Genomic DNA, 22,906 nt, shown 5'->3' with positions numbered 1-22,906 from the left:
ATGTGGAGCTTTGAATGAATAACAACTTCATAAACATAGTATTTATGTAATTGACTTAATGCAAAAACTGGTAACTTAACCAGTAAATCAAACATAATACATTCAGAACCATATAAACCTGTCCAACAGGCTTAATCTTCTCTTCTAGCTTCTCATCATTACGTTTGAACCATAAATAGGCATTTTGAATCAAAATAATCGGCACTAAAATACAGGCCAGAATCACACTTAGACCTACGAAGGCAGAAAATACAATATTAGGGTCTTGGGTTTGCGCCTGAATAATTAAAATGGCAATTGTAGGTGCACCACCCATAGCAAAAATTAATGAATGTAAAATGGTGCTTGAAATATTTTTTTGCATCCTGCCAAAATCCAGATTTACTGTTAAGTTATTGTAACAAGGCTATTTTGAAAAAGCGCACAAGCAAATGCAACTTTAGTCTGGATTTTAGCTCGATCCAGTTTGACTTTGCATACGCACAATAAAAAAGCCCCGCAATTGCGAGGCTTTTTAGGATACAGCTATCGATTAAGCATCAAATGGATGACGTAATACGATGGTTTCAGCGCGGTCTGGGCCCGTTGAAATAATATCAATTGAGCACTCAATTAACTGCTCAATACGCTTAATGTAGTTAATTGCATTTTGTGGAAGCTGTTCAATGCTGGTTGCACCAACAGTTGACTCAGTCCAACCTGGCATAGTTTCGTAGATAGGCTTTAAGTTTTCATATGCAAGCGCATCAGAAGAACCTACACAACCTGAATCAGTGTTTTCGTAACCTACACAGATTTTCACTTCTTCTAAACCGTCTAAAACGTCAAGTTTAGTTAAGCAAATACCAGAAAGTGAGTTGACATCTACTGAACGACGCAGAATTTCTGCATCGAACCAACCACAACGGCGTTGACGACCTGTAGATGCGCCAAATTCGTGACCCACAGTACCTAAATGACGACCAATTGCATCGCCTGTATCTGTCGCAGCATCGTAATGTAATTCAGTTGGGAAAGGACCTGCACCTACACGTGTTGTATAAGCTTTAGTAATACCCAATACATAATCAAGATGTAAAGGACCCAAACCTGAACCAGAGCTTACGCCACCCGCAGTTGTATTTGAAGAAGTTACAAACGGATATGTACCATGATCAACGTCAAGTAAAGAGCCTTGAGCGCCTTCAAACATGATGTTGTCACCGTTTTTACGATAGTTGTGTAATTCAGTTGTTACATCAACCACTAACGGAGCAACCACTTCACGCCATTGGTCGCAAAGTGCAAGTACATCTTCTAACTTAACTGCTTCAACACCGTAGTATTGAGTAAGCTGGAAGTTATGGTAATCCAAGACTTCAGCTAATTGCGCTTTTAACGCTTCACCGCCACGAACCAAGTCCGCAACACGTACTGCACGACGCGCAACTTTATCTTCATATGCAGGACCAATACCACGACCAGTCGTACCAATTTTTGCATTGCCGCGCTTTTTCTCACGTGCTTGGTCAAGTGCAATGTGGTTCGGAAGAATTAAAGGACAGTTTGGAGAAATACGTAAACGCTCTTTAACAGGTACGCCTTGCTCTTCAAGAATTGTCATCTCTTTGATTAACGCTTCTGGTGAAAGCACAACACCGTTACCAATTAAGCACAGTACGTTTTCACGTAAAATACCAGATGGAATGAGGTGTAATACAGTTTTCTTACCACCAACCACGAGAGTATGACCTGCGTTGTGTCCGCCTTGATAACGAACTACCGCAGCCGCTTGATCTGTGAGCAGGTCGACGATCTTACCTTTACCTTCGTCGCCCCATTGGGTACCAAGTACCACAACATTCTTGCCCATAATAGCCTCATTACATCATGCTGTTAAAATTAAAACTTCAAGTAGTGACATGAACACTACTCGTAGTGATTAAATTGGTTTAACTTGCCACTCACCAGCAACATCAACAAGTTGATGCGTCGCATTTGGAATAGAGTTTAAATCATCATTACCCAATAACTGAATTACACTTAAGCCTTGTGCTCGAACAGCCGCAATCGCTAGTTGTAAATCAGCAGTTATACCTTTAGGCGCAACAACCACAGAGGCAGCTTTAAACTGACCCGTACTTAACGCATATAAGTCACAACTAAAACCTGTAGCAGGACGAGCACGACCAAAATGCTCGCCAATACCGTCATAACGACCGCCCTGAGCCAAAGAGGCAGCACGGTTCGGTGCATAAACAGCGTACATTAAACCTGTATGATAGTGGTATGAACGTAATTCTACGACATCAACACCAATCAATAAGTTTGGCCAACGCGCCTGAATCGCAGACTGCGTTGTTTTAACTTGATCTAAAGCATGTTTGAATTCTAGATCTGAAAGAATCTCTGCACTCAAATGGGTTTGCAATGCATCCAGATCACTGGCATAACGACCGAGCGCATAAAAGTCAGCACCGAAGTTCAAATCTTGAGTAAATTCTGCTAACTCAGGCAGTGCTTTACGTTGATAAAGATCTGACAATTCACGTTCTGTGTTCTTATTTAAACCTGCACGCTTAACCAAGCTACGGAATAACCCAACATGTCCTAAATCCAGATGGATACCGTCAACTAAGCCCGCTTTCTCAATCAGCCCCAGCATCACGTCGACCATTTCAACGTCAGCATCTAGACTGTCCGAACCAAATAGCTCCGCACCTAGTTGTAATGGTGCACGTGTGGTATTAAAGCCTTGCGGCTTGGTATGCAGCACAGTACCCGCATAGCAATAACGTGCCACACCTTCTACAGGATGGACGTGAGCATCAATACGCGCCACTTGTGGCGTCATATCTGCACGAATCCCCAATAAACGACCAGATAATTGGTCAATTACTTTGAATGTCGCAAGGTCTAAATCGTGATTCGATTCGGATAAAGATGAAAGAGATTCTATGTATTCAATAAACGGTGTGTACACCAATTGATATCCCCGAGATGCGAGGAAATCCAAGGCGTCACGACGCAAGTTTTCAATTACTTGCGCTTGCTCTGGTAATACATCAGCTACACCATCAGGTAATAACCATGTCTCTGAAATGGGCATGTTGTAAACCTAAATTCTTGTCAGCGCGGAAGTAATCCGCATAAAAAAATCGGGAGCACACCCGATTTCTCCTAGTTTAGCACGATAGTTCACACCATGCACTGAGATTTTTACATTAAATACCAAACTATACACAATTTAGTCGCTGTGATTTTTCACACTAAGTTAAAGATTGTTATCAATAAATTAGTTTATCTTATCCACCATAGAGTTTATAACGGCAATTCAGTCGTCTGCTTAATACTCTGTAAGGGAATTTCAGTTTTGACGTTCTGGATGCCCGAAATTTTATTGAGGTGTTGAATTTGAAATTTACGATAAGCATCCAAATCAGACACCACAATTCTTAAAAAGAAGTCACAATCCCCTGCCATTAGTTGGCATTCCACAATTTCAGGAATCTCTCTCACCGAATCAATAAAGTGATTCACCGTTTTAGCATCTTGCCCTTTCAACCAAATCCGTGCAAAAACAGTCAAGCCTAAATTGACTTTCTGCGGATTCACCAAAGCCACATACTTTTCAATAATCCCTGCGTCCTCAAGCTGCTTCACACGACGTAAGCAAGGTGAAGCCGATAGGCCGACTCGCTGTGCCAATTCATTGTTTGCTAGTTTTCCATCTTGCTGTAGCGTCTGTAAAATTCGTCGGTCAATTTTATCCATATCCACCCTCTTAGCATTAAATACTCTTTAATTTTATTTTAGAGCAATTTTATGCTCAATCCCTCGCAAATATTGCTTATTTTAGCGTCAAATATCACTGCAAAGTTTCTAAAATGACTTCCCACATTGTGAGGTCTCTTCCATGTCCACTTTAAAAAGCAGCTCCACGCTTTCATTCAGCTTGAAAAGTCAGGATCAAGCTGAATTTTTACGTGGCATTAAAACCACACTCCCAATGCTGCTTGGCTTTGTCCCACTGGCATTGGTGCTGGGCACTCAAGCCTCTCAAAAGGGTTTTTCACTAGTCGAAGTTTCACTGTTAACTGGATTGAACTTTGCAGGCGGCTCGGAATTTGCCATTTTGGAAATGTGGACCAATCCACCGCAATTTCTACTCTTGATGTTTATTACCTTTTTAATCAATAGTCGACATCTACTTATGGGAGCAAGTCTGGTGCCTTATTTAAGACACCTTCCTGACCGCCAAGTGTACCCTGCACTTTTTTTCCTGTGTGATGAAAGTTGGGCATTAGGCTTATCCGATGCACAAAAGCGTATTCATCAAGTTGGGTTAAGACATGCATTCAACATGTCTTTTTATGCAGGGGTATGTTTAGCTTTATACGTCATGTGGGTATCCGTCACCACCTTAGGTTCTGTGCTGGGTCCAGTCTTGGGGGATATTCGCCCTTATGGTTTTGATATGGCTTTTCCAGCCATTATTTTGGTGTTATTACGCGGAATGTGGACAGGATTTGCAGCAGCACGTCCTTGGTTAGTGAGTTTAGTGGTCGCTGCGCTTGCTTATTTATATTTGCCTGCGGGCTGGCATGTACCTTTGGGTGCGCTCACAGGAGTTGTTTCTGCATTTTTCCTAATTGGAGATGACGAATGATTCATAGCAGCACTTTGATTGCAATTCTTTTGGTCGCAATCACCACCTATCTAACTCGCTTATTGGGCTATGTCTTATTAAAGAATAAAACCTTGTCCAATAAGCACAGAAAAATATTGGAAGTGGTGCCAGGTTGTGTACTCATTTCAGTGATCGCGCCTTATTTTGTAAAGGATAATCCAGCAGACTTAATTGCTATTGGCATTACCTTATTGGCAGCATCAAGACTACCTCTACTCTCAACGGTGATCATTAGCATGCTCAGTGCAGCTATACTGCGCCAAATCCTGATTTAAAATTTGGCACAAAGGGCTTAAAACGGACGATCCGTTTGCCCTACAGACTTACTTAATAAACTGACTAATTCAGCATTTTGTAATTCCAACTGATGTGTTCTTTTCACAGTTTTATCAATCGCCTCTTGCTGCACATGCATTTTCTTGGCAAGGTCTTGCATGATTTCCAGCGTCTTCTTTAAGTTCTCTTCAAGATGGACAACTTTTTGCTCTAAATGCTGCTGATACTCAACATCATGATTACCACTTCCTCCCTGCTGTTTAAACTGAAACCACACCAGAAAAATGACAGCAACTGCCAACAGCAAAATAAATCCCCAAATTAACATCATCATATCGTTCTCATTGTCATTCTGTACTTTTTCTATAATATGCCAAGAATGTGCGCCTGAATGCTTAAAATTATAGAAAAAACTCAATATTTTTCAATCATTCACATTTCTTAAGCTTTTTCATCATAGCCTTTACATATCAAAATATAAAGTATGACATTTTGATACATGTTTTAGGTTTCAGAAACACATCTCTAGCTTTATAGTCAATTCACATAACAACTATTCAACTTAAAAAAATTCATTTGGATCATCATTATGGAATTACATAGTAATTTGTACTATCACCACCCAGATACCTCCGTCATGGAACGTATTGATCAACTGTTCCAGCAGCATCAGGACAATCCTGTGACCTTTTTACAGTTAGCAGGCGCAATAAATGCTGAATATGGGATTGAACTTGCTCAAGAGCTGTTAGATCAAGTCGATCAAATGGAATACGATCTGGCTCCAGAAACTGCCTATCGACTTGCAGGCTATAGTATTCTACATTTTGTACACGGCTCATCAGGCGATGACATTATGGAAGCCATTCTGTTCTTCCTTAAAAGTCTCAGTCCTGAACTGCAAGTGCAGGCATGGGGCTGCGGAGATGATGATCCTTGGGAGTTCTGGCTAAAATTTGAAGGTGATGAGCTGATACGTGAAGATGACGAACCATTCAATGACCCTGAAGAAGATCTCAACATTAAAGCTGAAATCTATTCATGGTGGCACGAAGGTCTACCCACAGAAATTAAAGAAGGCTTTTTAAACGAAGCGGAAGCAGACAAATAAGGATTTCAGCACCTTATTTTTCAACAAGTCAGGTGCTGTAAGTTTTAAACAAAGGATTCACACAGATCTAATAAACGGTTTGCATAACCCCATTCATTATCATACCAAGCAAAGACTTTAGCCTGATGCCCCACTACCATGGTTTGAGTCAAATCAACAATCAATGAATACGGTGAGTGATTGAAATCACTAGACACCAAAGCCTCATCTGTGACCTGCATGATTTCAGCATAATCACTTTCCGCAGCACGAATTAATACTTCATTAATTTTATGTGCGGTAATCGGAGACTGTGACAAAAAGGTTAAATCAATTGCTGCAACGTTAATGGTCGGTACGCGAATTGAATAGCCGTCAATACGACCATCCATTTTTGGCATGACTTGCTTCAAGGCACCTAATGCCGAAGATGTGGTTGGAATGATATTTTGCCCAGATGCACGTGCTCGACGTAAGTCTCGATGTGCATGATCCAACACCGACTGATCGGCAGTGACCGCATGAATTTCCGTCATCAAAGCGGTTTGAATACCAAAGGCATCATCAATGATTTTGACCAATGGCACTAATGCCTGTGTAGTACACGACACACTAGAAATAATTTGATCAGCTGCTTTTACCTCATGGTGATTAACACCATACACAATGGCAGCATCTACGGTATCAAATGGTGCAGCGCCAATAATGACCCGCTTTGCACCCGCCTGAATATGTCGCGTCGCTGCTTCATGCGAACGGAACAAGCCAGTACATTCTAGTACCACATCAACATTCAATTGTTGCCATGGCAACTGCGCTGGCTCGGCTTCACACAAGACTTGCACTCTTAAACTGGCAAGCCCTGCATGGACATGCATATAAATCTGATCATTCTCATGTTCAAGTTCAACCTTACCCTTGAAACGACCATGGGTACTGTCGTATTTAAACAGATGAATTAAGGTTTCTACATCCGCAATATCATTAATTGCCACGATTTCAAAATGGAAATCTTTAGGATTTTCGAACCAAGCACGTAAAACGTTACGACCAATTCGACCAAATCCATTAATCGCCACCTTTTGCATGACTTTTCCTTTATATGAAACCTTAATTTAAGCTGCCTTATGTTAATGGATTTTGCACTTTATCCAAGCTGTTTTCTTGCAAAAGCCATAGAAATTTCATTCTGTGACAACAATTTTAATAAAATAAGCAGCAAATCAGCTTGGCATTATTCATTTCTCAAGTAGAGATTACTTGAAGTAAACAAGCAGCAGTTTCTTTACTGAAAATAAATACATACTAAAGGATGACTTACAATTCCATAGTTTTGTCATTAATTCATAGTAAAGTGATTGGTGCATGGGGCTTTTTCCGTTATAATTTGGCGTTTTAAAAAATTAAGCCTGTATTTTTATAGGGTGTATCGAAACCCCAATAAACAATGCATTTAGCCAAATTCGAGATTTATGGAGTGACTTGGTTGTGAGTACTCGTTTTATGACATCCGCTGAAATTCGCGAAGCTTTTTTAAGCTATTTTGAATCGCAAGGGCATACACGTGTCGCGTCGAGTTCTCTGGTTCCAGCCAACGACCCAACATTATTATTTACAAATGCTGGTATGAACCAGTTTAAAGACTGTTTCTTAGGTCTAGAAAAGCGCGACTATGTACGTGCTACAACGTCACAAAAATGTGTCCGTGCTGGCGGTAAACACAACGACTTAGATAACGTCGGTTATACCGCACGTCACCATACTTTCTTTGAAATGTTAGGCAACTTCTCGTTTGGTGACTATTTCAAACGTGATGCGATCAAATTCGCTTGGGAGTTCCTGACTGGCGACAACTGGTTAGCACTTCCAAAAGACAAACTTTATGCAACGGTTTATCACACCGATGATGAAGCATTTGACATCTGGAACAAAGATATTGGTTTAGATGCATCTCGCATTATCCGTATTGGTGACAACAAAGGCGGTCAATACGCATCGGACAACTTCTGGGCAATGGGTGACACAGGTCCTTGTGGTCCTTGTTCAGAAATCTTCTTTGACCATGGTGATCACATTTGGGGTGGTTTGCCGGGTACACCTGAAGAAGATGGTGACCGCTTCATTGAAATCTGGAACAACGTTTTCATGCAGTTTAACCGTACTGCAGATGGCGTACTGCATCCTCTTCCAGCACCTTCTGTTGATACAGGCATGGGCTTGGAGCGTATTTCAGCTGTTTTACAACACGTGAACTCCAACTACGAAATCGATTTATTCCAGCACTTATTAAAAGCAGCTGCAGAAATCATTGGTTTAGACACTGCTGCGCTTGAAGCAGAAGCCAAAGAAAAAGGTACGCCTGTTCAGTACCCAGCTTCTCTCAAAGTAGTCGCTGACCATGCACGTTCATGCTGCTTCCTCATCGCTGATGGCGTAAACCCTTCAAATGAAGGTCGTGGTTATGTACTCCGTCGTATTATTCGTCGTGCTGTTCGTCACGGCAACAAGTTAGGTGCAACGGGTTCATTCTTCCACAAAATGTTGCAACCTCTAATTGAAGTGATGGGTGCTGCATATCCAGAACTTGAATCACAAAAGGCACGTATTGAAGCGCAACTTCTTAAAGAAGAAGAGCAATTTGCTAAAACACTTGAGCAAGGCTTGAAATTGCTTGAAGGTGAATTAGCTCAATTGAAAGGTTCTGTAATTCCAGGTGAAGTTGTCTTCAAACTTTACGACACTTACGGCTTCCCAACTGACTTAACTGCTGACATCGCTCGTGAACGTGATTTAACCATTGACGAAGCTGGCTTTGAAGTTGAAATGGCTGCACAACGCCAACGTGCGCGTGATGCTGGGAAATTCGCGATTGACTACAACAGCGTTGTAAAAGTTGAAGGCGAAACGCAATTCGACGGTTACGATGCGACTGCAGGTCAAGGTCAAATCGTTGCCTTGTATAAAGATGGCGAGCAAGTTGATGAAGTGGTTGAAGGTGATGAAGCCCTCATCGTCCTGAATCAAACGCCATTCTACGCAGAAAGCGGTGGTCAGATTGGTGACACAGGTATCTTCAAAAATGAAACAGGTATTTTTGAAGTTCAAGACACTAAAAAGTCAGGCGGTGCATTTGTCCATCAAGGGATCGTAACTGTTGGTAGCCTTAAAGCTACGCAAAATGTAGAAGCGATTGTTAAAGCAGATATTCGTGCTGCAACTGCACGCAACCACTCTGCAACTCACCTTTTACATGCTGCATTACGCCAAATTTTAGGCTCACATGTACAGCAAAAGGGTTCTTTAGTTGCAAGCGACATCTTACGTTTCGACTTTGCCAATGACCAACCTGTTTCATTCGAACAATTGCAGCAGATCGAACGCTTAGTGAATGCTGAAGTCCTAGCGAATACAGCAGTTACTACAGAGTTATTAGATATTGAGTCAGCAAAATCCAAAGGCGCAATGATGCTGTTTGGTGAAAAGTACGGTGACGAAGTTCGCGTACTGTCTATGGGTTCAATTATTGAAGAGAAAAACTTCTCAATTGAATTGTGTGGTGGTATTCACGTACAACGCACTGGCGACATCGGCTTATTCAAAATCACTTCTGAAGGTGGTGTTGCTGCAGGTGTACGTCGTATTGAAGCAGTTACAGGCACTAAGGCTTTAGAAGTTGTACAGAAAGTCGAAGCCGATATTGTTCATATCAATGGCTTATTGAAAGCTCAGAAAGAGCAAACTGTAGAGAAAGTTGAAGCGATTGTTGAAACTTCATCTGCATTGCAAAAACAGATTGAACAACTCAATCAGAAATTAGCAAGCCTACAAGCTGCTGAACTTTTAAGCCAAGTTCAAATGCTTGCAGGCCGCACAACTTTAATCACGACTGTTCAGGGCATGGATGCAAAAGCACTTCGCAACCTACATGACGGTGTGAAATCAAAATTAGAAAATGCAGTAATCGTTCTTGCAGGTGTAGAGGGTGACAAGGTGAGCTTGATCGCATCTGTAGCAAAAGAATTTACTGCTTCTATAAAGGCAGGTGACATCATCAAACACTTGGCAACCGAGCTGGGTGGTAAAGGTGGTGGTAAACCTGACTTGGCACAAGGTGGCGCGCCACTAAACGAGAAGTTTGCACAAGTGATGGCAGATTTAACTGCTTGGCTTGAAGCAAAATAAAACTTCACCTTTTGTGTAACTGACCCTGATTGGCACTTCAGGGTCATGGCTTATATGGAACAACTATGGCATTAATCGTTCAAAAATATGGCGGTACTTCTATGGGTACCCCCGAGCGCATTTTAAATGTTGCTCGTCGTGTGAAGCGCTGGCATGACCACGGCCACAAGGTAGTGGTTGTAGTATCAGCAATGAGTGGTGAAACAAACCGCTTATTAGCTCTCGCGAAAGCCATTACGGACACCCCTGACCCACGCGAACTAGACCAAATGGTTTCAACGGGTGAACAGGTAACGATTTCCATGTTAGCGATGGCGCTCAATTCAATTGGCGTTGAAGCTAAGTCACTCACTGGTCGCCAAGTTGGTATTAAAACGGACAGCGCGTTTACCAAAGCACGTATTGAATCGATTGATACTGACGTAATGACTGAGCACTTAGATGCAGGTCGTGTCATTGTCGTTGCTGGTTTCCAAGGCTTTGATGCCGATGGCAACACCACAACTTTAGGCCGTGGTGGCTCAGATACTTCTGGGGTAGCACTGGCAGCTGCGCTGAAAGCAGATGAATGCCAAATCTATACTGATGTAGATGGTGTTTATACCACTGACCCACGCGTTGCACCAAAAGCGAAAAAAGTTGACCGTATCTCTTTTGAAGAAATGCTAGAAATGGCATCTTTAGGCTCAAAAGTTTTACAAATCCGCTCTGTTGAATTCGCTGGTAAATATCAAGTTCCATTGCGTGTATTATCAAGTTTTGATAATGATGATGATGGCGCATTTGATGAAGATTTCAAACAAAACGTAGGCACACTAATTACGACTGAGGCAGAAGACGATATGGAACAACCAATCATTGCAGGTATTGCATTTAACCGTGACGAAGCAAAACTCACTATCTTGGGTGTTCCTGATGAACCAGGTATTGCATCTAAAATCTTATCGCCTATCAGTAATGCCAATATCGAAGTGGATATGATTATCCAAAACGTAGAAGAAGATGGTACGACAGACTTTACTTTTACCGTAAACCGTACTGACTTGGCAAAAGCAAAAGCAATCTTGGAACAAACAGCAAGCAGCATTGAAGGCTGTGAAGTTGTAACTCGCGACGATATCGTCAAAGTCTCAATCGTTGGTGTAGGTATGCGTTCACATGCAGGTGTTGCAAGTAAAATGTTCACTGCGTTAGCAGATGAAAGCATTAATATTTTAATGATTTCAACATCAGAAATTAAAATCTCTGTACTGATTGAAGAAAACTATTTAGAACTTGCTGTCCGTTGTTTACACACAGCATTCGGCTTAGATCGTGAACACGGCGAATCTAGCGCTCGTGCTTAAATCGGAAAGTTGAAAATTTTTCAATAGATAATTTTTCAAATTCCAATAAAAATACAGAGCCACTATAGTTTTTTCTATAGTGGCTCTGTTATATTAGGCTAGAGGCGTTTTGGTAAATTTCAACAGAATTCTATAAGTACTCAATTTATAAGCCTATAAGTTCTGTTAAATTTTCTTTATTACCAAGGTTGTGTATTTTAACTTTTTAATCAATGCAGGTTTAGCATTTTGCAAGGAGATAAACATGCTGATTCTGACCCGACGTGTCGGAGAAACATTAATGATTGGGGATCAAGTCAGTGTTACTGTGCTTGGCGTTAAAGGCAACCAAGTTCGTATTGGCGTGAATGCTCCAAAAGAAGTATCAGTTCATCGCGAAGAGATCTATCAACGCATTCAACATGAACGCGCGATGCACGAACACCTTCAACATCTCGATCAAGATTATCAGCCTTCTTTTGAGGAAGATAATTACTCCCAGAATAACTTTAATCGTTAATATTAAATGTTATCTCCTAAAGCGGCTTTTCTAAGCCGCTTTAAATTTTTATGGCTTAAGCCAATTGCTCTAGTACTTTCTTTACAGGGGCATAACTTCGGCGATGTTCATCAATTACGCCATGTTCAGCGATAGCTTCAAAATGTGCTTTAGTTGGATAACCTTTATGCTTGGCAAATCCATATTGTGGATACTTCTGATCTAGCATCACCATTTCACGATCACGTGTGACTTTTGCCAAAATACTTGCTGCTGAGATTTCAGCATGCAGCGCATCTCCCCCGACCACAGCATCACAACTCATACTCAAACCTTGAGGAATTTTGTTGCCATCTACCAAGACATGCTCTGGCTGTATTTGTAATGCTTCTACCGCACGACGCATTGCCAATAAAGAGGCTTGCAAAATATTAATTTGATCAATTTCTTCATGACTCGCTTCAGCAATCGACCATGCCAATGCCTTCTCCTGAATCTCCAAGAAAAGTTTTTCACGCTTTTTCTCAGTTAATTTCTTAGAGTCATTCAAACCCTCAATCGGGTTATTCGGATCTAGAATTACAGCTGCAGCAACAACTGAACCCACTAAGGGACCACGCCCTGCTTCATCTACACCAGCTATTCGCATGTCTTACTCTCATAAAAAATGGCTGAATTATCAGCCATTTTAAAAATCATAATTAATCTTATCTGTTTAGTTTAACATTTCCGATGCACATACTGCTGAAGTTTTTGTATTTGCCAAAGCAGCGTAGGCATCTTTAGCTTTTGAGTCGATAGCAGCCAGAGCCAACTGTTCTTTGGACAGCATTTTAGGTGCATTCTCTCCTACACATTTACAGACTTCACGTTTCTTCTTCTGTTTTTGATCTTCAGACAGTAATTTACTACTCACTATCCAAGTTGGATTACTCTCAATTTCATCCATACATTTTTGGTTGGATGCCATTCGAATTACAGAAATACCATTCGAATCTGAGCCAGACATTGGGGAGGATGCACATGCCGACAATAGCACTGCTCCGGATAGACACATCAAAAGTTTAAGTTTTTTCATCATTATGCAACCCTTATCTATAGTTCATCATGTGTAGAGGTTATTTATTATTCAATTTAATATAGAGGAAATTATGCGAAATGTACAAAAAATATTAATAAAAAAGCTAGGTAATTCCTAGCTTTTAGTGCTTATTTATTGACTGCTTCTGCCACACAGCTCTGGATGGTTTTGGTCACCACATTGGTGACAATTGTTGCACGTGCAGCTGGATCTAGAGCGGCTGTAGCCAAATCCACAGTCGTTACATTTTGTGGAGCTTTCTCGCTGACACAGCCACAAATATCCGTTTGAATACTTTGCTTCTGCTCAGCCGTCATCACTTGCGTTGCCGTCTTCCATGCAGGCGTATTATTTAGTTCAGTTGTACATTTTGCATTAATCGCAATTTTCATGGCTGCCATACCCACTTGCTGTGTTGTTGTCGCAGTAGTGTTCGCAGTTTCTGTCGTTGCACATGCTGTAAGTACTAAAAAAACAGGAACTAAGGCAGCTAATCGTTTATTCACAGGGTTTCCCTTGTCTTGGTTTTAAGTAGCGCTATTGTGCAGCATCATTTCTAAATAAAAAGCCCCAATTGCGTAAAGGCACAACTCTTTGCACAAATTAAAGACAAAGACATTCCGCACCATTCAGCGTTGCAACAAATATACGCTTCGTTGCAGATTCTGCGTATTTTTGCTATTTCCAATTCAGTAAGATGATGGAAATTTCTGACCTGTTTCTTCATACTTTATGAAAAATACAACACTCTATTACACGCGCACCGCACAAGTTCTACACTGGCTCATGGCAATTATTTTTATTGCTGCATGGTTGATTGGTTTTTATAGCGGAAATTTTTTAAGTTATGAAACTGATGGCAGTTTTAAAGGCGATATCATTACCCTACACAAAAATATTGCTACCACCATTATCTTTTTGGTCGTGATTCGTATTTTCTGGCGCTATACACACCCTGCGCCATCTTTACCTGATAGCATGTCGCCAATGATGAAAGGATTGGCACATGCAGGGCATTTGGCTTTATATTTAATGTTACTTGCCTTACCCATTACGGGCTGTTTATTCAGTTGGAGCGCGGGCCACCCTGCCCCTGTGCTGTATCTGTTTAATCTACCAACCCTAATTGAAGAAAATTACGATGTATTAGAGATTGTAAAACCACTTCACATCTATCTTTCTTGGGGAGCAGGCTTTTTGGTAGTTGGTCATATTGCAGCAGCCTTAAAACACCACTTTATTGATAAAGATACTGTGCTCACCAGTATGACTCGTCAGCCGAAATAATTTTGGACTGACCATATACAGTTTATTCATGTGAATAAAAAACCGCACTTTATTGTGCGGTTTTTTACATTGTAGTTTTTTATAGCGCCTGAATTTCTGCAATCCATTTTTGCTTTTCTGCATCACTAATAAAGGATGCTTCAAACGAATTTTGTGCGAGTGTTTTCAGTTCGTTATTGCTCAATGCCAATGCTTCAGTAATCGCAATAAAGTTGTCATTCATATAACCACCAAAATAGGATGGATCATCTGAATTTACAGTGACATGCACGCCCTGCTGTAATAAACGACGGATATTGTGTTGTGCCATATCATCCACCACACACAGTTTTAAGTTACTGAGTGGGCAAACGGTTAATGGCATTTTCTCTGCGATTAAACGCTGCATTAACACTGGGTCTTCTTCCGATCGTACACCATGGTCAATACGGTTAACTTTTAATAAGTCTAAAGCTTCCCACACGTATTCTGCAGGACCTTCTTCACCCGCATGTGCAACCACCAAGAAACCCGCTTCTCGTGCTTGAGCAAATACACGTTCAAACTTTGATGGTGGATGACCCACTTCGCTTGAATCCAGTCCTACACCAATAATTTGATCTTTAAATGGCAGTGCTTGTGCCAAAGTTTCAAATGCCGCTTCTTCGCTTAAATGGCGCAAGAAACACATAATTAAATGCGAACTGATGCCATATTTTGATTTGGCATCATCACAGGCACGCTGTAAACCGTTAATCACGGTCTCAAATGCAATTCCACGATCAGTATGTGTTTGCGGATCAAAGAACATTTCGGTATGCATGACACGATCTTCATGACATTTTTCGAAGTATGCCCAAGCAAGATCATAAAAGTCCTGCTCATGTACCAGTACATTGGCACCCGCATAATAGATATCTAGGAAGGATTGCAGGTTATGAAAATTATAGGCTTGTTTAACTTCTTCAACCGATTTGTACGGAATTTCAATCTGATTACGTTGTGCGATTGCAAACATCAGTTCGGGCTCAAAAGTCCCTTCGATATGGACGTGTAATTCCGCTTTTGGTAAAGCACGGATGAGCTCAAGTTGATTCATACCTTATCCTCAGAAAGAAAAAAGGGTGTAAACAAGTTTACACCCTTAAAATTGGTGTGGGTATTAACCACCAAAAAATGCAAATTTAATCGCCCAAAGCACCGCAACAATCCATACCATATATGGAACAGTTGCAGCCTTGCCTGTACATAATTTAATTAATGCGTAGCTAATAAAGCCCATAGCAATACCATCTGCAATTGAATATGAAAATGGCATAAATACGATGGTTAAAAATGCTGGAACCGCCTCAGTAATATCGTCCCATTCAATATGCACGATACCCTGAATCATCAATACACCAACAAATAAGAGTGCTGGCGCAGTAGCAAAACTTGGTACAGATTGAGCTAAAGGTGCTAAGAATAAGCACAGTACAAATAATACAGCGACAACAACAGCCGTTAAACCTGTACGACCACCAGCAGCAACCCCTGCAGAAGATTCAATATAAGGTGTAGTGGAAGATGTACCTAAAGCCGCACCTGCAACAATCGCAGTTGAGTCAGCAAACAATGCTTTCTTCAAACGTGGTAATTTACCATCTTGAAGTAAGCCTGCACGGTGCGCAACACCGACTAACGTACCTGTCGAGTCGAATAAATCCACCAGGAAGAAGACAAAAATGACCCCAACTAGACTAGCAGTGAACAAGCCTTCAAAGTCCATTTGTAAGAACGTCGGTGCAATTGAAGGAATTTCCCCGACAACACCTTTGAACTCACTTAAACCCATAAAGGTAGAAATTGCAGTCAACACCAGAATACTGATGATAATCGCACCACGTACTTTAAACTGATGCAACACCACAATCATCAAAAAACCAAACAACGTCAACAATACTGTTGGTTGTTTAAGATCGCCTAAACCTACTAGAGTTGCTGGATTATCAACAATAATGCCTGAGTTCTTTAACGCAATCAACGCCAAGAACAAACCAATACCACCACCAATTGCAAGCTTAAGTGACATTGGAATTGCATTCACAATCGCTTCACGGATTTTAAACATGCTAATGGCAATGAAAATCAAACCAGACATAAAGACAGCGGCCAAAGCCGTTTGCCATGGCACGCCCATACCCATACACACTGAATAGGTAAAGTAAGCGTTAAGTCCCATACCAGGTGCTAAAGCAATTGGATAGTTCGCAATAATCCCCATCACTAAACAGCCAATAGCTGCAGCAAGACAGGTTGCGACAAAGACAGCTCCATGATCCATCCCTGTTTCGGATAAAATCATTGGATTAACAATAATGATGTAACACATGGTTAAAAAGGTGGTTACACCTGCAAGCACTTCAGTACGAAATGTTGTCTTGTTTTCGCTTAATTTAAATAAGCGCTCAAGCACATTTTCTGAAGCTGGATTAGGAGTCGTCATGACCTCGCCCCTGTAAAAAAACATGATGCTAAAATTCGAACCTAGGCTAAAAAATAAACTTTTCGCCATTTAAATATCAAAATTTTAAGCAATGGGTATGCCAAATATCTGATGCTTTTTTCTAAGCTAAATATGGGAGTCCACGATATAAAACATGAAATACTACCAACGAGTAAACGAAAAAAGCTGCATAAAATATGCAGCCTTACCATTTATACTCTTTAAATCAATAACTTAAATAAAAAACATAAACATTTCATTGAATTCGGTCTGAATTATAACATATTGATTTTCTCATTGTTTCTAGAATTTTTAAACTACAGAGACTTAGCGCCTAAAAATTGAAGAAAAGTAAATTTAAATCTTTAATTACAAAAATGAATTCATACAGCTATTGATCTTTTTTTATTAAAATTTTTTTTGAGTGCACATCGGCTTCAATCTGCTGTAATGAGCTATGTGCTTCGCTCACTAAACGATCAATTTTCTGCTTTTGCCTAGCTTCAGATTCATGGTATACACTAAAACCCAAGATGCAAACCATCACGATAAAAAATGGGATGAGTAACTTCTTCATTATTATAAAGTACAGTTTTTACTTATTGATAAAATATACACTAAAATGATTCATGGTTCACATTAAATTGTACAAGAATGAACAATATGAATAACTTTCATCTTTTGACTAAAGTCCTTGCTCCATAAATATGAACTTAATCACCAGAAAGGCTTAATAATAAGTTTTTTTACAATTACGTTTTTTACACCGTCCGTCATTGTATTTAATGTTGAATGTTGGGGATTAAATATTACTAATATTCAACATACTCTTACTGATTCTTTTTCGACAAGCAAGGGATAAAATAAAACCCTACACTTGCAGGGTTTTATTATGGTTGTTATGACTGATTAAAAATGATCAATCAAGGTCACTTAGAAGTGATATTTCATACCTAATTTATACGTCAGACCATCAAGATCTAATTCATCTATACCATCAGCCGAGGCACACTCGCCATTAGCACACAGGTCTACATCCTGATTAAATAACCATTTGTAGCCTAATGTCCCATAAATGGCGAAATTAGGCTGAACATAATGCCCTAACTCAAGCTCTATTGGGACAGAAAAGTACTCAGTATCAATATTATAATCTTTGGCATCACCCCACACATAACCTACACCTAAAGAAGTTGCTGCGTAATGCGCATTTCTCTCAAAAAAACGATAACCTAATTTTGCGTAAACTTCCGAATACTCCCAATCTGAAGAAGCTTGATAGGTATAACCTACTCCGTAATTGACGTTATCGATATATTCAGCAGCATAACCAATATCTACACCATGATGGCTTTTATCTTCATCGAGGTAGATTGAGTCTATTTGAGAACCTGCATAGCCTAAATAGATCACACCTCTTTGATGAAGTTGAGTATTGTATTGTGTTTGCTCTAGTTTGACAGGTTGCGCTTGAACTGGTTCCCCCATCGGCGCAGGTTCAACATCTTGTAGTTGTAACGGCTTTTCCTGAGTCTGGGCTGCATTTGCTGCACCTATCATTAAACCTACGACCCCAAAGAAAAATAATTTTCTCATGATATGACCTTGTTGTTATTCGCATTTTCTAATCTAACAAAGTGAGTAAAAATAATCCAACCACTTTCAAGTATTTCTAGAAAACATCTAGCCAAATAATTATTCAAAAGACCGATTACCAACACGAAGAATCAATTATCACTGTTTTTTATATATATAATTATTTAGAAGCTTGAATTGATTGAGCTAACCTTAAAGTCTCAGGAAGGTGAATTATGACCATTTTATAGAACTTTAAAAAAATCCAGAACAAATCTATAACTTCTATCTTCCTGATTTACATGTCCTTTCTACAATAATATTTTTAGTAGATACTGATGAAAGTGATCAACATAATCTTAGTCGATATACAAAGTGATTTTGTCTTTCTGAACATGCTTCTACATTACGCAATTATCATTTTACTGTCAGCTATACCTCAAATCCTCATTTAATAGAACCTATAGGTGACAATTCAAGTCACAGCCCGAACGAGCTGTAACTTTTTATAGTTTTGATCCTTAAAACTTTTTCCACGTCATACTTGTAGTGGAGTTATCGCTTTTAGACTTTCCATATACTTTCATTTGATCACCAGTATTGCTCAAATCAGCACCAATGGTATACACCACACCATTCTGTGGATTCACCCAAGTACCACTATTAAATTTATTTTTTGCTGATTCTTGCAAGTTAGTCATAACCTCTAAACCAAACAGTGGCTTGTTTTTCATAGCTCCTGAGCACTTATTACAAACGTCTGAAGCTGCTATACCTGGTAGTGCATATGACTTCATAATTGAAGCACTATACAATTGAGTTTTCGAATTTTTGCGGATAGCGACTTCTGAAATGTAATGACCCGTTTTATCATCTATGACCTTCCACGAGCCTAATAAGGGATCTACAGGCATAGCCGCTACAAATTGTGTTGAACCCAATAACAAAGTCGAAGCAATTAAAATTCTAAATTTCATAAAATTGTCATGTATAAAAAAGCTTCGGGAGTATAGCAAAAAAATAATCTATAAATCAGCTTGTTAGCAAAAATTTCATATAGAGCAAGATAAAATTTGGTCTTTTTTTATTGATAACAGTCATCAACACATTTTCATTATTTCAACTAAAAGTATCCGTTCCATTTTATCGGTCTTTACTATTATTCGCTCTATCTAGCTTGAACGAGATAGGCCCTCGCATTTTTATATCAAGCAAAAGATTCAATCTGGATTATTTTTAAGAATTTCACACCTAAGGAAAAAATAGCTTCCTTGCAACTAGGTTCATCTACAGCTCTTTAGCATAACAAATAAGAATCTTAAGTAATTATTTACATTTAATTGTATAAGTACATATATTTTATAATAAAAAACCGCCTAAAGGCGGTTTAATTCAGTTTACTTAGCTTGGAGACCAAAGTGTATAAAATGCCTGAATCTCTGATTCAAGAAATTCATCATCTTCAATGTCATACACAAAAGTTTTTTCTTCAAGCAAATGCTCACCATCCAATTCAAATAGGTATTTCTTAAGGAAAGCTTTAAAAGTATTCGCGCGTTCAGGGAATACATATTCGCCATCAGAAATGATCATAATCCACCCATAAGAACCAGTAAATGAGATCGAATAATACAAAAGTGTGACCTATATCACAATAAATTAATTGTAACTTAGACAATTGCCTATTTTATAAAAATAACTTTTAGATTGGCTCTTACTTGATGTAGCAAACTACGGTGGATCTAAAAGCATAATCGTATAGAAAATTTTCTTTAAAAATAATTATTTATTTCAATCAATATACTTAACATAATAAATTAATATTGCATACCAATCATCTTTTATATGTAAAAGTGTTAAATATATATCATTTTTAAAACTATCATTTACAATAAAGAAAACGATATAAATCGGGGTTAATCAGTATGAATTTTGATACATTCTTTTCTGAGCACGACCGGATGAATGCAATTGATGCAGCCAAAGCCATGGTCTTCCTTCCAGAAAATTGTTACTTTGTAGAAGAACCTAAACCTGAAATTAACTTTTATTTAAATGATCAAAAGGAAATTATGGCAAATGTTATAATTTCTTATAAAAATGATATTACTGAAATAATTACGAACAAACCATTCACCCTTAGATTTCATGAAAAAGGACTTAAGCAAACTTGGGAATATATTGATATCGAAAAAAAAGATAGTTGGTTACTCTAAAAAATAAGATTCTGATTGTATAGCCCTCGCATATGTAGGGCTTTCAAAAAACTATAAAGCATTTAAAATCATAATCTTAAAATCAAACATCAAATGTTTCTATGATAATAAGTGTGGTACATAAAGAATTATCGCTTATTACTATCTATAACCATTCACCTACAAAATCTAGTACATAGCTTGATCATGTACATAATTAATATGCATTGAGTAATCTGTAGCAAATGCAAAACACGGCATAGCCTTTCGATGTTTTAAACTGCTGATTGTTATCAAGTGAGCACTAATGGTTCCTCAATGCAGCAACAACATATTGAAGCTCATTCAATTACTTCATTACAGCTACGAATCAGCCTAATAGTAATATTCTTTTTGGTTTATAGATTTATGAATATCTTGCGTATTATTGTTCTATATGCTGCTCAGTTTCATTATTCACTGTTCTCATAAGTTACTCTGCAACATGTACTTTTAGCGATACACCAAGAAATAGACTAAACAAAGTTCCTGAGCAACTTCGCAATCCAGCATCGGACAAGGTAGATTAAATCCTATAAAAAACCCACCTGAAGAGGTGAGCTCTTTTCATCTTTTATTTATACAGCATTTGCATAAACGAAACCTGAAGGATCTTCTTCATTCAGCTTTCCCAGAAAATCATTCAGTTCTCGTAGACTCTTAAACTTTATTCTTTTTACGCTACCTACATTAAATTGAATACTTACACTAAATGGACCATCACTCTTCACTTCCATATATTGAATAAGATCTGAATTAACGATAATGTCGTTTACCTTTATGAACATATTTGTACCGTCTGTTACCTAAAGAGCTAAACAATATATATTAATATTCGGATATCTCTATATATCCTTCAATGGCACAAGACTAAAGGCTGATAAGAGCTCAACATTTTTGATCATTTCATCCAATTTTGATCTTCCTAAAGTGAACTAGAATTACGACCAAGAAGCTTATTCCGTATAAAACTCTTCATTAGACATGAAGCCTAAATAAGTAATACTGGTTGTAAAGATGTCCATAATATGTGAATGACCATTATTCTCTAACCAATCTTTTCCCAGCATAGAAAATTGCTTAACCATGGATGCATTAATATTTTCATATTTTTCTTCCATCGGAAGGAACACCACGTGGTTCTTAGGAATTGGATTACTGTCTTGTAAGAAATTCAAGTTAACCATATACCAATGTGATTTTTGAGTCGTCATTTTTATTCTCAAATCATTCGCCATTAACATTTTATATTATACGACGATCAATCGATTCTAGATTGATTTGCTTGTAACATTCCTAAGAACAAAAAAGTCCGATCACTTGACCGAGCTCTAATCGCGCATTGGGTGTCGGCATTCAATTTTAAAGACTACGAATGAAAGGAGCCGCTATAAAAAAGGCCTGCTCTATGGGTGATAAAGCAGACCAAACTCTGGAAACTTCCAGCGCGAGAAATTCGTCGCAATTTTGCCAAAATATGAATATTCACACAAGATAAATATCGGTTAAATTCTCACAAAATGATAATTAAATAGAAATTACTAATCATTTGTTAAAAAAGTAAGCTCATAATCATCATGTGTAATCTTTATCTTTATTCCACGATAACAACGCTTATCAAGATCTAATGCCGAATTAACCACCTCTTCAGCAAATTTATGATCTCCCATAAATTTCTCATAAAGCTTATAACCAATACGTATTTTCTTAATTTTCCTTTTCTTCTTTTCATTCTGATTTAATGTTTCATCTAAGAAATCTAAATTGATATCACTCACTTGGATTATCCCCTGCTGCTTTTATAATGAAGTACTTCACTTTAAACCTATTGTTCTTACAAAAAAAAGAATTAATGACCAATAAAAAAAGCCCATCTTTCGATGAGCTTTTCTTCTTTGTTATACAGGTATGAAAATATCGTTTGCTTCTCGTTTAGCTACGACATAACCCCGACATAAAAACTGAGCGGCATCTTCAGGCGTTTTAAAATTCAATGCCTCCTCAACGTTATGCGTAACGTATCGGGTTGTTATTGATGGATCTCGATAATCGGCTCCAAGACCACCAGTCACAAATATTTTCCGATTTGACTGAAGCGAATCTTCTTTCAATAAAAAATACATAATAATCCCTTTTGTAATAGTTTTATAAATAGAAAAGCCCAACCTGAATATGAGCTTATAAGACAATCGATCCTAAATAATTTGTTGATCGAAATGCTGAG

25 protein-coding genes are annotated in these 22,906 nt (G+C 38.7%); 8 read left to right on the top strand and 17 right to left on the bottom strand.

The features are described 5' to 3' along the window. Nucleotides 1–55 precede the first annotated feature (55 nt). From MKI85_RS01615 to MKI85_RS01600, 4 genes are all read right to left on the bottom strand, one after another. The gene (locus MKI85_RS01615; RefSeq protein WP_241624342.1) at nt 56–364 is read right to left on the bottom strand and encodes a phosphoethanolamine transferase domain-containing protein; all 309 of its coding nucleotides are present in this window, start codon (nt 362–364) and stop codon (nt 56–58) included. Nucleotides 365–532: 168 nt separating this feature from the next. Next, nucleotides 533–1,852: an adenylosuccinate synthase gene (locus tag MKI85_RS01610; protein WP_241624340.1), complete on the bottom strand. Its 1,320-nt coding sequence runs from the start codon at nt 1,850–1,852 to the stop codon at nt 533–535. A gap of 69 nt (nt 1,853–1,921) precedes the next feature. Further along, a complete protein-coding gene (locus tag MKI85_RS01605) occupies nt 1,922–3,088 on the bottom strand; it encodes an ATP phosphoribosyltransferase regulatory subunit (protein ID WP_241624338.1) in 1,167 nt (388 codons plus the stop codon). 212 nt (nt 3,089–3,300) lie between these two features. Continuing rightward, nucleotides 3,301–3,753, bottom strand: a complete 453-nt coding sequence (locus tag MKI85_RS01600; protein ID WP_241624336.1) for an Lrp/AsnC family transcriptional regulator — start codon at nt 3,751–3,753, stop codon at nt 3,301–3,303. 142 nt (nt 3,754–3,895) lie between these two features. On the opposite strand from MKI85_RS01600, the gene MKI85_RS01595 reads away from it, so the two are divergent. Together MKI85_RS01595 and MKI85_RS01590 are read left to right on the top strand one after the other, a co-directional pair. Beyond that, on the top strand, nt 3,896–4,648 hold the full coding sequence (locus MKI85_RS01595) for an AzlC family ABC transporter permease (RefSeq protein ID WP_241624334.1): 753 nt from the start codon (nt 3,896–3,898) through the stop codon (nt 4,646–4,648). Beyond that, the gene (locus tag MKI85_RS01590; protein WP_241624332.1) at nt 4,645–4,944 is read left to right on the top strand and encodes an AzlD family protein; all 300 of its coding nucleotides are present in this window, start codon (nt 4,645–4,647) and stop codon (nt 4,942–4,944) included. Before MKI85_RS01595 ends, MKI85_RS01590 begins: the two co-directional genes overlap by 4 nt. Nucleotides 4,945–4,961: 17 nt before the next feature. Here the strand turns inward: MKI85_RS01590 and MKI85_RS01585 are convergent, their stop codons facing one another. Beyond that, the gene (locus tag MKI85_RS01585; RefSeq protein WP_241624437.1) at nt 4,962–5,276 is read right to left on the bottom strand and encodes a hypothetical protein; all 315 of its coding nucleotides are present in this window, start codon (nt 5,274–5,276) and stop codon (nt 4,962–4,964) included. Between the two features lie 258 nt (nt 5,277–5,534). Here MKI85_RS01585 and MKI85_RS01580 point away from each other — a divergent pair, with 258 nt between their 5' ends. Beyond that, entirely contained in the window at nt 5,535–6,056 is a 522-nt protein-coding gene (locus tag MKI85_RS01580) for a hypothetical protein (protein WP_241624330.1), read from the top strand. Nucleotides 6,057–6,100: 44 nt separating this feature from the next. Here MKI85_RS01580 and gap read toward each other — a convergent pair whose 3' ends face one another. Then, the gene (gene gap, locus MKI85_RS01575) at nt 6,101–7,123 is read right to left on the bottom strand and encodes a type I glyceraldehyde-3-phosphate dehydrogenase (RefSeq protein ID WP_241624328.1); all 1,023 of its coding nucleotides are present in this window, start codon (nt 7,121–7,123) and stop codon (nt 6,101–6,103) included. Between the two features lie 400 nt (nt 7,124–7,523). Here gap and alaS point away from each other — a divergent pair, with 400 nt between their 5' ends. The 3 genes from alaS (at nt 7,524) to csrA (ending at nt 12,062) form a co-directional block, all read left to right on the top strand. Next, nucleotides 7,524–10,217 carry an alanine--tRNA ligase gene (gene alaS / locus MKI85_RS01570; RefSeq protein ID WP_241624326.1) on the top strand — a complete coding sequence of 898 codons (2,694 nt, stop codon included), beginning with the start codon at nt 7,524–7,526 and terminating at the stop codon, nt 10,215–10,217. A gap of 65 nt (nt 10,218–10,282) precedes the next feature. Beyond that, the gene (locus MKI85_RS01565) at nt 10,283–11,563 is read left to right on the top strand and encodes an aspartate kinase (RefSeq protein WP_016166581.1); all 1,281 of its coding nucleotides are present in this window, start codon (nt 10,283–10,285) and stop codon (nt 11,561–11,563) included. Between the two features lie 244 nt (nt 11,564–11,807). Then, nucleotides 11,808–12,062 (top strand): carbon storage regulator CsrA, encoded by a 255-nt coding sequence (gene csrA / locus MKI85_RS01560; RefSeq protein ID WP_016166582.1) that lies wholly within the window; start codon nt 11,808–11,810, stop codon nt 12,060–12,062. 55 nt (nt 12,063–12,117) lie between these two features. On the opposite strand, the gene rnhB is transcribed toward csrA, so the two are convergent. From rnhB to MKI85_RS01545, 3 genes are all read right to left on the bottom strand, one after another. Then, on the bottom strand, nt 12,118–12,690 hold the full coding sequence (gene rnhB / locus MKI85_RS01555) for a ribonuclease HII (RefSeq protein WP_241624324.1): 573 nt from the start codon (nt 12,688–12,690) through the stop codon (nt 12,118–12,120). 66 nt (nt 12,691–12,756) lie between these two features. Further along, nucleotides 12,757–13,122: a hypothetical protein gene (locus tag MKI85_RS01550; protein ID WP_241624322.1), complete on the bottom strand. Its 366-nt coding sequence runs from the start codon at nt 13,120–13,122 to the stop codon at nt 12,757–12,759. 128 nt (nt 13,123–13,250) lie between these two features. After that, nucleotides 13,251–13,628: a hypothetical protein gene (locus tag MKI85_RS01545; protein WP_241624320.1), complete on the bottom strand. Its 378-nt coding sequence runs from the start codon at nt 13,626–13,628 to the stop codon at nt 13,251–13,253. A 226-nt stretch (nt 13,629–13,854) separates the two neighbouring features. Here MKI85_RS01545 and MKI85_RS01540 point away from each other — a divergent pair, with 226 nt between their 5' ends. Further along, nucleotides 13,855–14,409, top strand: a complete 555-nt coding sequence (locus MKI85_RS01540) for a cytochrome b (RefSeq protein WP_241624319.1) — start codon at nt 13,855–13,857, stop codon at nt 14,407–14,409. A 79-nt stretch (nt 14,410–14,488) separates the two neighbouring features. Here MKI85_RS01540 and MKI85_RS01535 read toward each other — a convergent pair whose 3' ends face one another. From MKI85_RS01535 to MKI85_RS01515, 5 genes are all read right to left on the bottom strand, one after another. Then, nucleotides 14,489–15,487, bottom strand: a complete 999-nt coding sequence (locus tag MKI85_RS01535) for an adenosine deaminase (protein ID WP_241624317.1) — start codon at nt 15,485–15,487, stop codon at nt 14,489–14,491. Nucleotides 15,488–15,550: 63 nt separating this feature from the next. Further along, nucleotides 15,551–16,873 carry an NCS2 family permease gene (locus tag MKI85_RS01530; protein ID WP_241624315.1) on the bottom strand — a complete coding sequence of 441 codons (1,323 nt, stop codon included), beginning with the start codon at nt 16,871–16,873 and terminating at the stop codon, nt 15,551–15,553. Nucleotides 16,874–17,806: 933 nt separating this feature from the next. Continuing rightward, the gene (locus tag MKI85_RS01525) at nt 17,807–18,469 is read right to left on the bottom strand and encodes a hypothetical protein (RefSeq protein WP_241624313.1); all 663 of its coding nucleotides are present in this window, start codon (nt 18,467–18,469) and stop codon (nt 17,807–17,809) included. A gap of 500 nt (nt 18,470–18,969) precedes the next feature. Beyond that, nucleotides 18,970–19,425, bottom strand: coding sequence for a DUF2147 domain-containing protein (locus MKI85_RS01520; protein WP_241624311.1), 456 nt, complete (start codon nt 19,423–19,425; stop codon nt 18,970–18,972). Between the two features lie 424 nt (nt 19,426–19,849). Then, nucleotides 19,850–20,041, bottom strand: a complete 192-nt coding sequence (locus MKI85_RS01515) for a hypothetical protein (RefSeq protein WP_241624309.1) — start codon at nt 20,039–20,041, stop codon at nt 19,850–19,852. 368 nt (nt 20,042–20,409) lie between these two features. Here MKI85_RS01515 and MKI85_RS01510 point away from each other — a divergent pair, with 368 nt between their 5' ends. Then, nucleotides 20,410–20,664, top strand: coding sequence for a hypothetical protein (locus MKI85_RS01510; RefSeq protein WP_241624307.1), 255 nt, complete (start codon nt 20,410–20,412; stop codon nt 20,662–20,664). A gap of 974 nt (nt 20,665–21,638) precedes the next feature. Here MKI85_RS01510 and MKI85_RS01505 read toward each other — a convergent pair. From MKI85_RS01505 to MKI85_RS01495, 3 genes are all read right to left on the bottom strand, one after another. Next, nucleotides 21,639–21,896 (bottom strand): hypothetical protein, encoded by a 258-nt coding sequence (locus MKI85_RS01505; RefSeq protein WP_241624304.1) that lies wholly within the window; start codon nt 21,894–21,896, stop codon nt 21,639–21,641. A gap of 327 nt (nt 21,897–22,223) precedes the next feature. After that, on the bottom strand, nt 22,224–22,460 hold the full coding sequence (locus tag MKI85_RS01500; RefSeq protein ID WP_241624302.1) for a hypothetical protein: 237 nt from the start codon (nt 22,458–22,460) through the stop codon (nt 22,224–22,226). A gap of 120 nt (nt 22,461–22,580) precedes the next feature. Next, complete coding sequence (locus MKI85_RS01495; protein WP_241624300.1) at nt 22,581–22,805, bottom strand: hypothetical protein; 225 nt, start codon at nt 22,803–22,805, stop codon at nt 22,581–22,583. Nucleotides 22,806–22,906: the final 101 nt, after the last annotated feature.

Source organism: Acinetobacter zhairuonensis, from assembly GCF_022601715.1.
In the GTDB taxonomy this organism is placed as follows: Bacteria; Pseudomonadota; Gammaproteobacteria; order Pseudomonadales; family Moraxellaceae; genus Acinetobacter.
This window is presented reverse-complemented; position numbering and strand designations above follow the sequence as displayed.